This is a genomic window from Bacillus sp. FSL W7-1360 (genome assembly GCF_038592975.1).
GTDB classification, from domain to species: Bacteria; Bacillota; Bacilli; order Bacillales; family Bacillaceae_D; genus Shouchella; species Shouchella lonarensis.
The window spans coordinates 1,334,158-1,346,233 of the sequence record NZ_CP151950.1; the positions used below are offsets into that span (position 1 = coordinate 1,334,158).

The following is a 12,076-nucleotide window of genomic DNA, read 5'->3' on the forward strand; positions in this document are numbered from 1 at the left end:
GTAGTAGGTGCTCTATTAAAGTATATGCAGGCTACAACATTTGGCTTGGACGTTTGACCATGTCAGAGATGTATAAGCAAAATCACTTTTTGCTATTAAACATTTTCCCAAGAGAAGACAGATCTGCTGGCATATCATTGTTTAAAATCGCTTCAACAATTTTATCTTCTTTTTCGCGAGAAACCGGCTTATTTGCCAATGACGCAACCCGATGAATGAGCTTTCTAATTGTACCTTCATCTTTTAAATTTGCTTTGCTCACTGTACTTGCCAATTGTAACAGTTCTTGCGGATTTACTTTTGTTTCCTTTTGCACCTCATCAAAAAATGAGTCATTCTTTTTAAACATGATTATCCCCCTTCCTACGATGTTTCTCCTTATCGTATGCAGAAGGGCTAAAATGGTGCCCAAAACGTCCTTACGTTCATTCAAATAACGTTTCTACCTCATGTGTGCGCATACGCGCCATTAACTGTTCTGTTGCTTCTTGCGGTGTCACTCCTTCAAACAACACAGAATTGAGCGCCTCTGTTAACGGCATCTCCACACCTTTCTCTTGTGCCAATTCGTACGCTGCTTTTGTCGTGCGAACGCCTTCGACAACCATCCCCATTTGCGCCAGCACCTCGTCCATAGACAACCCCTCACCAATCATACGGCCAGCCCGCCAATTACGAGAGTGCACACTTGTACATGTCACAATGAGATCGCCTAAACCAGATAACCCAGAAAAAGTAAGCGGGTTTGCACCCATATGTACACCGAGTCTACTCATCTCTGCAAGACCACGCGTCATAATTGCTGCTTTTGTGTTATCACCTAAACCTAAGCCATTTGTTATCCCACACACAAGCGCAATAATGTTTTTTAACGCACCGCCCATCTCAACACCGATGAGGTCGGGATTTGTATAGACACGAAATTGCTTGTTCATAAACAAATTTTGGGCAAACTGTGCTGCCTCAATATTTTCTGAAGCCACTGTGACAGTTGTCGGTTGACGCAAAGCTACTTCTTCTGCATGGCTTGGTCCAGACAACACGGCAATATGAGCAATTTTTTTCATCTGTTTATCTTCTTCAGCAATGATTTCCGATACACGCTTATGCGTCACTGGTTCAATCCCCTTACTTGCATGAATGACCATTGCGTCTTCTGCTAAACTAGGCAAAAGTGCGCGCATCGTTTCCCTCATTGCCTTTGTTGGCACCGCAATTAAAACAACACTTACTCCTTGCAGTACTTCTTTCATCTTTGTATAAGCTCGAATCGATGCCGGAAACACAACCCCAGGCAAATAAGATTCATTTGTATGACACTGGTTCATCTCATCAACTTGATCTTCTCGTCTTGCATGCAAACGCACCTCATGACCATTATCTGCCAACACAAGTGCAAGCGCACTACCCCAACTACCTGCACCAATGACCGCGATTTTTGTCATGATTACCACTCCCTACATCTGTTTTTTCCCTATCTTATTTTCTGTTCCTGATAAAAGACGACTCACATTTTCACGATGACGCCATAGAGAAACGATCATTAGCAACATCGACAAAAAAATATACTCATATGGATAAAAACGAAACGGCAGTAAACACCAAGCCATGACCGGAGTCATGATGCCAAACAATAATGATCCGAGTGACACATAACGCGTCACGACAATACTAATAATTGCAATACAGCCTGCGATGAAGGACGGATAAAAGAGTAATGTCGCAAGTACCCCAATCGTTGTCGCCACACCTTTCCCACCACGAAAGTGAAAGAAAACCGGCCAGTTATGTCCAATAATTGCTGCCAAGCCGGCAAGCGCTGGGATAACAGGACTGCTCTCCCCCACCCACAGTAATGCAACCCAGACTGGGACAACCCCTTTTAAAATATCTAATACCAATACAGTAATTGCTGGGCCCACACCAAGGACCCGAAGTGTATTCGTCGCACCGGCGTTTCCGCTACCAGACGTCCGAATATCAATTTTTCGCAAGTGCTTTGCTAAAAGATAACTAAAACTGATCGACCCTAACAGATAGCCTAAAAAAATCGTAACGACAAGCGCAATGATCACTTATTTTCCCCCTATAAATGATTAGTCGTTCTTTTTTCGAGCGATAATATGAATCGGTGTCCCTTCAAATGTAAATGTTGCCCGTAGACGGTTTTCTAAAAAACGCCTATACGAAAAATGCAACAACGCCGGATCGTTGACAAAAAATATAAAAGTAGGTGGCCCGACTGCTACTTGTGTCACATAATTAATCTTTAACCTTTTGCCTTTGTCAGTAGGTGTAGGATTCATCGCAACAGCATCCATGATCATATCATTTAATATGTGTGTTTGAACACGTAAATGATGATTTTCAGCTACTTTTTGTACTTGCGGCAACAGCAAATGAACACGTTGCTTCGTTTTTGCTGACAGAAAACAGATCGGGGCATAAGATAAAAATTGAAATTCTGTCCGAATGTCTTTTTCAAATTCCTGCATGGTCTTTTCGTCTTTTTCAACAGCGTCCCATTTGTTTACGACAATGACAATGGCCCGCCCCGCTTCATGTGCATAACCAGCAATTTTCTTGTCTTGCTCAATAATGCCTTCTTCCCCATTTAAAACAATTAACACGACATTGGCACGTTCAATCGCCTTTAACGACCGAAGGACACTATATTTCTCTGTTGCCTCATAAACTTTCCCACGTTTACGCATCCCAGCAGTGTCAATCACAACATAATCTTGTCCATCACGTGTAAATGACGTATCAATCGCATCCCGCGTCGTACCAGGAATTTGACTCACAATCACGCGTTCCTCGCCGAGTAATGCGTTCACAAGAGAAGATTTCCCAACATTCGGACGTCCAATCAGTGCCATTTGAATCGTATCTTCTCGTATCTCTTCTTCCTGGTCAGATGGGAAGTGTGCGATGACCGCATCTAAAAGATCACCTATGCCCAACCCATGCGATCCAGAAATGCCATACGGTTCCCCCATACCAAGTGCATAAAAATCATATAAACTATCGCGCATTTCAGGATTATCGACTTTATTTACCGCTAATACCACTGGCTTTTTCGAACGAAATAACAAATTGGCCACTTCTTGATCTGCTGCAGTGACACCTTCACGACCATTGACCATGAAAATGATGACATGTGCTTCCTCAATAGCAATCTCTGCTTGATGACGCATTTGGACGAGCAGTGGTTCATCACCAATTTCAATTCCGCCTGTATCAATGACATAAAATTCCTGATTTAACCACTCGCCCTTACTATACAATCGATCTCGCGTCACCCCTGGTAAATCTTCTACAATCGCAACACGTTCTCCTACAACACGATTGAATATTGTTGATTTTCCTACGTTTGGGCGACCGACAATCGCAACAACAGGTTTCAACGTTCCTTCACTACCTTTCTCCCACTACTCTATAAACTCAATTGGGTACTAACCTTTTCATTTTACTAAACTGATGCATGCTTGTCTATCCTCTTTACTGATGGATTGGTCGTTCTCTGCACACGCTGTTTTAACACTTCTATTAAGAAAAAGACAAAAGAAAGACTTGCCCCACTTACCAAAGACATAGCCCATATATCAAAAAAAGCAAGTGATCCAACTGTATACATGTAACCTTGCTGTCCAATGATGTATGCCTGCACCGCCTCCCCATGTAGCATGCCTATAGCAATACTACATAAACGAATGGTCGTTTTCTTTGCTAACAAAAATGCCACAATGAGCATACAACACATGACAATATAAGGAAAATCTATCAATAACAACACAGGATCATTTTGAATCAGCACAAAAATCCCTATATACGCACCCGCAATACACATCGTGACAAACCACGTATGAAGCAATTGTTTAAAGGAAAATGTCCGTAAAAATAAATAACCAACACTAAGTGAGAACACATACCCAAGACTAATTGACCATGTCCCAAACGAAATAACCCACGGTAAAAAAGCCAGTAAAGCAAGCACACACATACAAAGCAATATTCTTTGTTGACTCTTTTGTAAAAAGAACGTTCCGATCACCCATACAAACCAGCCCAACCAGTACACCAATGTCCCATCCACCCAAGGCACCTCCCTGCACTAGTATGGGCAGATAGGCTTGCATTTAGACAAAAAAAGAGTACGCGTATCCCTACCCGGTCATACACGTCACTCTTTTCGTATCCACAAGAGCTCTTATTCGTCTCGGTATTTCTTTAATTGATCCCCAATCATATCTCCTAAGGAAAAACCACTTGCGTCATCAGTACGTTTTTCTTCATACGCTTTGAATTGAGACATGTCTTCCTGGTCATTGCTTGCTTCACGTATACTCAATGAAATGCGCTTTTCAGCACCATTCACGTCTAATACTTTCACTTGCACTTCTTGCCCTTCTTCTAGCACTTCTTGTGGTACACCGATGTGTTGATGAGAGATTTGAGAAATGTGCACAAGTCCTTCCACACCTGGTGCTACTTCAACAAACGCACCGAAAGATACAAGCCGCTTGACAGTACCTGTAACAACATCACCAATTTGAAACGTTGATGCTACTTTTTCCCACGGTCCAGCAAGTGTTTCTTTAATAGATAGTGACACGCGCTCACTATCTGGATCGACAGAGAGCACCTTCACTTGCAATGTTTGCCCTTCACTCAATACGTCCCGAGGTGACTCTACACGTTCATGTGCAATTTGGGAGATGTGTACAAGACCATCCACACCACCTACATCAACAAATGCGCCAAAACTCGTTAAGCGCTGAACCGTTCCTGTTACAACATCACCGGGCTGTAATGACTTTAAAATGTCTTTCTTTTTTTCTTCCATTTCCTCATCCAAAACAGCACGTTGAGAAAGAATCAGTTTATTTTTTTCTTGTTCCATTTCGACCACTTTTAAGCGCAATGTTTTCCCCTTGTAGTCAGAAAAATCGTCAACATAGTGTCGCTCCACTAATGAAGCTGGGATGAATCCACGCACACCTACATCAACCACAAGGCCACCTTTTACTACTTCTGCAACAGAAGCTTCAATAATCTCACCACGCTCAAACGATTGCGCCAAGCGCTTCCATGCTTCTTTTGCCAGCGCTTCCTTCTTTGACAAAATTAATTCATCATCAGTCACCTTTGTTACAAATAATGTTAACTCATCATCAAGTGCAACAACATCGCTCGCTTTTTCAACGTGTAAACTTGATAGTTCACTTACGGGAACAATCCCATCTACCTTGAAGCCAACATCAACAAACACTTGTTTATCCTCTACTTTTGTTACTTTCCCCTTTAACACATCCCCAACTGAAAAAACTTTCATCTCATGAACGTCTTCATTCATTTTTTCTACCATCAACAAATTCCTCCCTCAATCCGGTCATGCCGGCATTTATCTAATGACTTTAGAAACGCGCTTTTAGCTGTTTAATCTCAGTCATGATGACCGCTGTCACTTCCGCCGCAGACGCCTTCTGCTCACGAAGTTGTTGCATGTCGAGTGGCTTCCCGTAAACGATTGTCAACGGTTTTCTAAACTTGTACGGACCAATAATGGCTACAGGAACAACTGCAGCCTCGCTACGTGCGGCAAAGAATCCAACGCCAGCCAGCCCTTCTCCAATTTCTCCAGTTTTTGAACGGGTCCCTTCAGGAAATAGACCAATCATCTTACCCTCTTTCAACATATTCAACGTTGTACGAAGTGCTTGTCGATCGCCGGCACCACGTTTGACTGGAAAAGCCCCCAAGTTTGACAGTAATGTACCAAAGAGCGGTACTTCAAACAGCTCTTTTTTTGCCATGTAGTGAACGGGGCGCTGTAAGTAAGCGCCTAATAGTGGCGGGTCTAAGTTACTTAAATGATTACAGCATAATAGCACGCCACCTTCCTTAGGAATATGCTCTTGCCCAATCACTTGTACTTTGTAACTGATATTAAAAAATGATTTACAAATGACTTGACCTGTACGATACAAGCTCATTGCGCCAATTTCTCCTTCACCAGCAAATAGATCGCTGTAATCACCTCATCCATCCCCATTGCTGTTGTATCAATGACTGTCGCATCCTCGGCTTTCTTCAATGGGGAATGCGTCCGAGTGGAGTCCAGTTCATCACGTTTTGCAATTTCCTGTTTTAACTGCTCAAAGTGAGATGGAAAACCTTTTTCTTGTTGTTCCAAGTGACGTCTGCGCGCGCGCTCTTCAACCGACGCTGTCAAAAATACTTTGACATCCGCTTGCGGCAACACATGCGTACCAATATCTCTCCCTTCTAGCACAGCATCTTTACCAGCAGCAAGGGCTTGCTGCCTCCCAACCATCGCCTCACGGACAGCTTGGTGACTAGAAACAAGCGACACTTGAGCATTAACACGGTTCGTTCGAATATCATCCGTTACCTCACTCCCATCCCAATAGACAACTGTTTGTTCAGGAGAAGGAACGAGTGAGAGTTCGCTTTCTGATAAAAGGTCCGCCAGCGCCTCTCCATCATGTAAGTCCAAGTTCTTTTTGATTGCTGCATATGTAAGGGCTCTATACATCGCACCCGTATCAATATACAGAAAACGTAACCGCTCGGCTACTTTTTTTGCAACTGAGCTCTTGCCAGCTCCTGCTGGTCCGTCTATTGCCACATTCACCGTCTTTTTCATATTCTTTACAACACACTCCTACCATGTTTCAACTGCTCTAGTTGTTTTCAAGAAATCACCTATGTTCCTACACATACAAATTTAGTCCCAAGGTGAGCCTCTCCATCCTCTCTTTTACAATACAACGAAGCGCTTCAGATTTCAATCCTTACGCACCATACTTACACACAGAAAACCGACATGAGGCTACTTTCTTTATTATCCCATCATTTGACCAAATTTCAAGCCCTCGATAAAAAAAGCTCTCCTTATCGGAGAACTTCCTTTATCTCATGATCTTTTGGTTGATATGGCGCTTCAGGGCGATCCATCCGCTCCACTTTTTCTTCCTCACCCGTCTGAGCGTTAATAAAAATCCGGTACGTATCCCTATCAATCGTCCCATAAAATACATAAGTAAGCACTTCTTCTTTACGGTCATTTTCAATCACAGCCATATGACTCTCCATCACATCGACACGTGGATTTAATTTTTCTTGAGCTGCTTCCTTTGACCATATCGGTGTTGGTATGATTCGAGTGGCGTCATGATAAATGATGTGACCTCTTCCAACGTATGAAAAAATTCCACCATCATCTAGCGCTACCTCAACAATGACTGTATCTGGATAAATACGCACCTCGTCTTGCACGCTTGTGAACGTGAATACACCGATATGACCATACTGTGCACTATCTAGTAAACGCATAGATGATTTACCCGTTCTTGTTAAAAATTCTTCTGCTTTTTGCTCCGCCTCATACAAACCAATATTTGTTTGGGTCACTTGTCGATCTTGCATAAACCAAATAGGCTCGCCACCTTCAACACTCATATCCATATGATATCGCACATGATTTTGAGGATCTTCTAGCACAAGTGAATACGCTGGATACTTAAGCGCCTTCGCAGAATCACTTATTTTTATCTCTGCTTCTTCATCTAGTTGAACATAAAGACGCGCCTTTTCTTTCGCTTCTTCCTTACTCACTTTCGGACGTCCTGCAAGGGCATCTTTTAATTCACCGTTCAAATTGCGAATGGCTGCATCCGTTGCCCCCCACTCGACTTCACTAAATCCTTGCACAGAAGCATTCACTTTTTCAAACGCATTTTGCCCCGCAGCTGCAGTTGGTTCATCTCTTTTCGATTCATCAAGTGCAAGCCACTTCATATCTTGCCGCATCATCATCGCCTGCGTCTCTCGCAAAGATGAACGAATTGTTCCTGCTTGTGTATAAAGCTTTTGTAATGTTTCATACTCTTGTGGTGTCAACGGCTGTTTTTCAAGGTCACGGACGGCTGTACGATAAGAAAAGTCACCGACTTTAAACAAATACTCCTCCGACTGTTCTAAATCTGTTCCTTGTAATGGCAAATCGGCGAGACTTTTTTGCGCCAGACTTGTCACTCGCCAAACATCCGCAAGGGTAGGAGATAACTGCCGCTCACTATTCATCGCTAATACACTACCAAGCTCATCTTCAATTTGGTCAATGTGATAAGCAAGGTCATGCATGGCACGCTGATACGTATTTTCATGCGCAATTGCTAATCGATCTTTATCAACTTTTTGTTGATAACCCCAATAACCGATACAAACGACCATAACCACCAACAAAGAGATGGCAATATTACGAAACATCTGTCCAACTCCTTCTAAGAACAAAAAATGTGCTTGCCGATACGTTTAATTTGTGGACGTGTCCAAATCCAACCTGATGTTGCGGTATCAGGGTTAAAATAATAAAGTGCATTATTTGATGGGTCTTGCCCATTGATTGCATCCAATACCGCCCTGCGCGCTGTCTCGTCCGGTTGTAAATTAATTTGTCCATCCGCCACTGCTGTAAATGCACGTTCCTCATAAATTACACCCGCTACGGTATTCGGGAATGTCGCCGAGTTCACACGGTTAATGATCACAGCCGCCACCGCTACTTGCCCCTCATAAGGCTCTCCACGCGCCTCACCATAAACAGCCTGCGCCATTAACTGAATATCATTTTCTGAATAACCTGCTGGAACAGGTTGTGCTTTGGCGATCGTCGTATCTTTTTGTCCCCCACCTTGCGACTGTGTACCGTCTTTCTTTTGGATTTCCTTAGGTGTACCACCATAATGCGTAAACGATTGTCCCTCATTTAATGCTTGCATGACAAAATCGCGGTCATAGTTTGTCGACGAGACAAGACGATCTTTCATTTGCGCACCTACAAGCCCATCCACTTCTAATCCGTAATCTGCTTGGTAATTTCGCACAGCCCAATATGTCGTCCAACCAAATACACCATCAATATTGCCATTGTAAAAACCAATATATTGCAGACGAGCTTGGAGTTCAACTACGTCGTCACCTGTTGCTCCTCGTTGGATGATTTGTTCACTAAAAGCTTCAGCTGACTCATTAGGGACAAACATCAGATACATACAAGCAATGAAACAAAGAAAACGTGTACGCGCCATGCTCTTCCTCCTTCATTCCGCAAACAAAAATGATGCAAACTTTATTTTCATCAGTAGTTTGTTATTCACTCATCATTTTTATGCATAGAAACATCGCATCACTGCGTACAAGTACAATTGAAAAGCTTATTCATCCGCTAACATTTGATATAGACGATAAACATCTGCAACCGGTAACTGTCCAGGGGCAGAACAACGTTGTCCGGACGCAAATGTTGCACAAGAGCCAAAAATGTGCCCCCCTATCCGGCTAAAACGTCCTAAATGTCCCATCGCCATCGTCATCAAAGGAACTTCATTCGCACGCGACAACAAATATGTCGTTTTCCACAATCGAAGGACCTCTTCTGGTGTTGTCGCTGTCACCGCCAATTTCACTACATCAGCCCCTAAGTCGACTGCGCGTTTGACATAATGACCTATCCACTCCCTATCAGGCGTACCTACAAAGTCATGATGCGACACAATGACAAATACACCTTTCTGATGTGCTTGTGTAACTAATTCTCTTATTTTCTCTACAGGATAGGACTGTTCAAGATCAATGAAATCAATTCCATCTTCCTGCAACACATGTTCATATAAATGAAAACACACGTCCTCATGTTCCTTTGTTTGTTCACGATATGTAAAAATGAGCGGTATTTCTTTTATTTCTTGACGCAACAACCTCAATGTTTCCGTTATCGCTTCCATATCATCCTTATCACGATATTGATCGACACGCCACTCTAATATATCTATTTTCTTCAACGGTAATGACCGTATTTCTTCTAGCAGTAACGCCCATGTCTCGCTCATTAAAGACACACAAATATTTTTTTCACCGGGCGCTAAAGTCACGTGCCTTATTCTCATTCTATATCCTCTCCCATCTATCCCTTACAAACAGTGCCGTTCCACTCCCTAGAGCAAAACGGCACTGTTGTTTATTCTGGTGACACTTCAATGTTCAATTGCTCTTCATTCCCACAGATACACTGTTTAAATCCAGTCTCATACTCGCCTTCTTCATTGCGTTTGCCACGTAAAATATACTTTTCTCCACAAGCTGGGCAACGAATGATCACACGATATCGATTTGACGTTGTCACTAAAATCCCCCTTTTGAGCCATTATCTGGTAAGGCAAAACAATGATCTAGCTGCCCCACCGCTCACTTTATCCAACAAACCTCGCTATATTTGTAAATGATTCGTCTTTTTTAGCTTCGAATATGCTAAAAAAAGAAGTAAGATCATAAACGGACCTATGACAAATAAGAAATATTCCTCAAATGCCATTAAAATAAAATCATACATCCCGTGGAGAAACACCGGAATGAATAGCGCCCATTGAAAGTAAAAAAACTTTTTCTTCTGACCGATTGCATTGACCATATAATAACCCATAATAATGCCGTAAATTGTATGAGACGCCACCGGAAAGAACATTCTCGGCAACACTAACTCAGGACCACTTGCTATCAAATATAGTCCATTTTCAACCGTCGCAAAACCTAAAGCTAGAGATACACTTAACAAGATACCGTCACGCGGGTGTTTTAAATAACTTTGCTGATAACCAAAAATAAATAACATCAGCCATTTTAACCCTTCTTCAATGAAACCGTAAAGAAAAAAGCTCTTGGAGAGTATGCCAGTAAAAACGTTTTCTACTTCAAAAGCATATTGTAAAACAGCGACCGGGAATACCAACAAAGCACCAATGACAAAAATACGAATAACCGGAAACATATTATACGTAACATCCCGTAAATACATATAACACCATAACGAAACGACTGGTGCCATTACTGTCGTCATAAAAGCAAGCATAGGAGGCTTCCCCGCTCTCTATGTACGAGAGATGTGATACCACTTATGAAACATTCTGTAAATCACATACGCCCGAAGACAATTCATCATTACACACCATTTTTCATAATGACTTGTATAGTATACGATGCATATAGGAATGGGCGCAAGCAATAACACCTTTGCACTCTTACATATGGAATCCTTTTGCTACAGACATATGTGCGGCAAGCAATACCATCATCTTAATTCGTGCCTTTTTACTATCATAATCCCCTCCAAGCACAACCCCTATTTTTGCTAAATGGTGTGCGCTTCCTTCGTACTCATATGTTGGATAAACTTTTCCTTCTTCAGATGAAGTTGTCATTACGACAGGTTTGCCTGCTGCGATTGCTTCTTCAATTGGTGCTACGAGTGCTGGTGGTACTTGACCTCGACCGACTCCTTCTAATACAAGACCATCTACTGTTTGCAACATCGCTTGCAATGTGTGTGTGCGCATGCCTAAGTATACTTTTGCAATGCCAATTTCCGGCAGACAATTTGCCTTCAAAGAAAAATATGCCCGCTTGATCGGTTTTTGATACGTGAAAATGACATCGTTATCAATAATACCTAGGTATCCAAAACCAAATGCGTTAAAACCTTGAATATTAGAGGCATGCTCCTTCTTCACATAACGAGCCGCAAAGATGCGTTCGTTAAAGACGACCGCTGCACCTATGCCGCGCAAATCATGTTCGGACGCTGCATAAATCGCATGTCGCAAATTCAAAACAGCATCGGTCCCGACTTGTTCCGGTCCCCGTTGTGAACCAGTCACAATAATTGGACGCTCATCTCGATTTGTCAAGTCAAGAAAATAGGCTGTTTCCTCCAGTGTATCTGTTCCATGTGTTACAACGACACCATCAACTGTCTCGTCCTGAAACACACACGCGATTTCTTTTTTTAACAACAGCCAATCCTCAACTGTTATATGTACACTTGGCTTCTGTAATATGGACCGAACTGTCACGTGAATATCTTCAGGCAGTTGACAAATAGCCGTCAACTGTTCTCCAGTCAACTCACCTGCAACGAGTTTTCCACCTTCATTCATTGTACTAGCTATCGTTCCACCAGTCGTAAACAACACCACTCTCCGCACGGACAGTCACT

Annotated in this window: 14 protein-coding genes; all 14 read right to left on the reverse strand. The window is 42.5% G+C overall.

Features of this window, described 5'->3' with window-relative positions; genetic code table 11:
* Positions 1 to 82: 82 nt before the first annotated feature.
* On the reverse strand, positions 83 to 349 hold the full coding sequence (locus tag NSQ26_RS06645; RefSeq protein ID WP_090775570.1) for a stage VI sporulation protein F: 267 nt from the start codon (positions 347 to 349) through the stop codon (positions 83 to 85).
* A 76-nt stretch (positions 350 to 425) separates the two neighbouring features.
* A complete protein-coding gene (locus NSQ26_RS06650) occupies positions 426 to 1,445 on the reverse strand; it encodes an NAD(P)H-dependent glycerol-3-phosphate dehydrogenase (RefSeq protein WP_090775569.1) in 1,020 nt (339 codons plus the stop codon).
* 12 nt (positions 1,446 to 1,457) lie between these two features.
* Positions 1,458 to 2,075 (reverse strand): glycerol-3-phosphate 1-O-acyltransferase PlsY, encoded by a 618-nt coding sequence (gene plsY / locus NSQ26_RS06655; RefSeq protein ID WP_090775568.1) that lies wholly within the window; start codon positions 2,073 to 2,075, stop codon positions 1,458 to 1,460.
* Positions 2,076 to 2,096: 21 nt separating this feature from the next.
* A complete protein-coding gene (gene der, locus NSQ26_RS06660) occupies positions 2,097 to 3,407 on the reverse strand; it encodes a ribosome biogenesis GTPase Der (RefSeq protein ID WP_090775567.1) in 1,311 nt (436 codons plus the stop codon).
* A 65-nt stretch (positions 3,408 to 3,472) separates the two neighbouring features.
* Complete coding sequence (locus NSQ26_RS06665) at positions 3,473 to 4,096, reverse strand: YphA family membrane protein (RefSeq protein WP_090775566.1); 624 nt, start codon at positions 4,094 to 4,096, stop codon at positions 3,473 to 3,475.
* A gap of 114 nt (positions 4,097 to 4,210) precedes the next feature.
* Positions 4,211 to 5,368 carry a 30S ribosomal protein S1 gene (gene rpsA / locus NSQ26_RS06670; RefSeq protein WP_499719866.1) on the reverse strand — a complete coding sequence of 386 codons (1,158 nt, stop codon included), beginning with the start codon at positions 5,366 to 5,368 and terminating at the stop codon, positions 4,211 to 4,213.
* Between the two features lie 49 nt (positions 5,369 to 5,417).
* Positions 5,418 to 5,996, reverse strand: a complete 579-nt coding sequence (locus NSQ26_RS06675) for a lysophospholipid acyltransferase family protein (protein ID WP_090775564.1) — start codon at positions 5,994 to 5,996, stop codon at positions 5,418 to 5,420.
* Positions 5,993 to 6,670: a (d)CMP kinase gene (gene cmk, locus NSQ26_RS06680; RefSeq protein ID WP_090775563.1), complete on the reverse strand. Its 678-nt coding sequence runs from the start codon at positions 6,668 to 6,670 to the stop codon at positions 5,993 to 5,995. Before cmk ends, NSQ26_RS06675 begins: the two co-directional genes overlap by 4 nt.
* Before the next feature lie 248 nt (positions 6,671 to 6,918).
* The gene (gene ypeB / locus NSQ26_RS06685) at positions 6,919 to 8,295 is read right to left on the reverse strand and encodes a germination protein YpeB (protein WP_499719867.1); all 1,377 of its coding nucleotides are present in this window, start codon (positions 8,293 to 8,295) and stop codon (positions 6,919 to 6,921) included.
* Positions 8,296 to 8,309: 14 nt separating this feature from the next.
* Positions 8,310 to 9,116, reverse strand: a complete 807-nt coding sequence (sleB, locus tag NSQ26_RS06690; protein ID WP_499719868.1) for a spore cortex-lytic enzyme — start codon at positions 9,114 to 9,116, stop codon at positions 8,310 to 8,312.
* 126 nt (positions 9,117 to 9,242) lie between these two features.
* Positions 9,243 to 9,974: a type I 3-dehydroquinate dehydratase gene (aroD, locus tag NSQ26_RS06695; protein ID WP_499719869.1), complete on the reverse strand. Its 732-nt coding sequence runs from the start codon at positions 9,972 to 9,974 to the stop codon at positions 9,243 to 9,245.
* 71 nt (positions 9,975 to 10,045) lie between these two features.
* Positions 10,046 to 10,210: a hypothetical protein gene (locus NSQ26_RS06700; protein ID WP_176763843.1), complete on the reverse strand. Its 165-nt coding sequence runs from the start codon at positions 10,208 to 10,210 to the stop codon at positions 10,046 to 10,048.
* Positions 10,211 to 10,294: 84 nt separating this feature from the next.
* Positions 10,295 to 10,933 carry a PrsW family glutamic-type intramembrane protease gene (locus NSQ26_RS06705; protein ID WP_499719870.1) on the reverse strand — a complete coding sequence of 213 codons (639 nt, stop codon included), beginning with the start codon at positions 10,931 to 10,933 and terminating at the stop codon, positions 10,295 to 10,297.
* A 169-nt stretch (positions 10,934 to 11,102) separates the two neighbouring features.
* On the reverse strand, positions 11,103 to 12,065 hold the full coding sequence (locus NSQ26_RS06710) for an asparaginase (protein ID WP_176763842.1): 963 nt from the start codon (positions 12,063 to 12,065) through the stop codon (positions 11,103 to 11,105).
* Between the last annotated feature and the right edge of the window lie 11 nt (positions 12,066 to 12,076).

Excerpts from the sequence above, each read along its gene's own strand:
- sleB (WP_499719868.1), bottom strand. The coding sequence starts at position 9,116 with ATGGCGCGTACACGTTTTCTTTGTTTCATTGCTTGTATGTATCTGATG.
- NSQ26_RS06705 (WP_499719870.1), bottom strand. The coding sequence starts at position 10,933 with ATGCTTGCTTTTATGACGACAGTAATGGCACCAGTCGTTTCGTTATGG.
- aroD (WP_499719869.1), bottom strand. The coding sequence starts at position 9,974 with ATGAGAATAAGGCACGTGACTTTAGCGCCCGGTGAAAAAAATATTTGT.
- ypeB (WP_499719867.1), bottom strand. The coding sequence starts at position 8,295 with ATGTTTCGTAATATTGCCATCTCTTTGTTGGTGGTTATGGTCGTTTGT.
- cmk (WP_090775563.1), bottom strand. The coding sequence starts at position 6,670 with ATGAAAAAGACGGTGAATGTGGCAATAGACGGACCAGCAGGAGCTGGC.
- NSQ26_RS06650 (WP_090775569.1), bottom strand. The coding sequence starts at position 1,445 with ATGACAAAAATCGCGGTCATTGGTGCAGGTAGTTGGGGTAGTGCGCTT.
- rpsA (WP_499719866.1), bottom strand. The coding sequence starts at position 5,368 with ATGGTAGAAAAAATGAATGAAGACGTTCATGAGATGAAAGTTTTTTCA.
- NSQ26_RS06645 (WP_090775570.1), bottom strand. The coding sequence starts at position 349 with ATGTTTAAAAAGAATGACTCATTTTTTGATGAGGTGCAAAAGGAAACA.
- NSQ26_RS06675 (WP_090775564.1), bottom strand. The coding sequence starts at position 5,996 with ATGAGCTTGTATCGTACAGGTCAAGTCATTTGTAAATCATTTTTTAAT.